The sequence below is a fragment of the Mesorhizobium sp. M00.F.Ca.ET.216.01.1.1 genome, from assembly GCF_004010325.2.
Taxonomy (GTDB): Bacteria; Pseudomonadota; Alphaproteobacteria; order Rhizobiales; family Rhizobiaceae; genus Mesorhizobium.
In genome coordinates this window covers 1-875 of record NZ_SADR02000083.1, presented here as the reverse complement: position 1 = coordinate 875, position 875 = coordinate 1, and the positions used below count along the sequence as shown (strand labels likewise).

The following is an 875-nucleotide window of genomic DNA, read 5'->3' as shown; positions in this document are numbered from 1 at the left end:
CCCAGTTTCTATCCAGTTTTGAGTTCGTTTCCGGCGTGGGTTGTGCCCTGCTGGGCGGGTGAAGCGACGGGCGCTGGCCCGGAGCCTTTGGCATAGCGCAGCGCGAGCGACCGTCGCGGATTGAAGGTGCTGGCGAACTCTGCCGGGGTCTGCCAGGCGATTTGGGAGTGCGGCCGCGCGGTGTTGTAGTCGGCGTGCCACAGGGCGATGGCTACGCGCGCCTGAGCCAGCGAGGTGAACAGCGTCTCGTTGAGCAGTTCATCGCGCAGTCGGCCGTTGAAGCTCTCGATGAAGCCATTCTGCATCGGCTTGCCGGGCGCAATGTAATGCCATTCGACGCGGTTCTGATCCGCCCAGGCGAGGATGGCGTTCGAGGTGAACTCGCTGCCATTGTCGCTGACGATCATCCTGGGCCGGCCGCGCTCGGTGATGAGCCGGTCCAATTCGCGGGCAACCCGCATGCCCGAGAGAGACGTATCAACGACGAGTGACAGGCACTCTCTCGTGCAGTCGTCGACGACGGCCAGGATGCGGAAGCGGCGCCCGTCGGTGAGCTGGTCCGATACGAAGTCGAGCGACCAGCGCTCGTCGGGCCTCAGCGGCACCAGCATCGGCGCCCTGGTCCCGATCGCCCGCTTGCGGCCGCCACGGCGGCGAACGGCGAGCTTCTCCTCCCGATAGAGCCGGAACAGCTTCTTGTGGTTCACGACCAGGCCCTCCCGCCTCAGCATCACGAGAAGACGCCGGTAGCCGAACCGGCGACGCTCCTGCGCGATCGCCTTCATCGGCTCGCGAACCTCGCGGTCGTCCGGCCTGCTGGTCTCGTAGCGAACCGTCATGCGGCAACAGCCGATGGCTTTACACGCCCGCCGTTC

The 875-nt window shown here is 65.9% G+C and carries 1 protein-coding gene; it reads right to left on the bottom strand.

Translation table 11 applies throughout. From position 1 onward, the window contains the following. Window positions 1–8: 8 nt before the first annotated feature. The coding region (locus EN859_RS35120; RefSeq protein WP_135913590.1) for an IS3 family transposase at window positions 9–875 on the bottom strand (867 nt) is incomplete at its 5' end.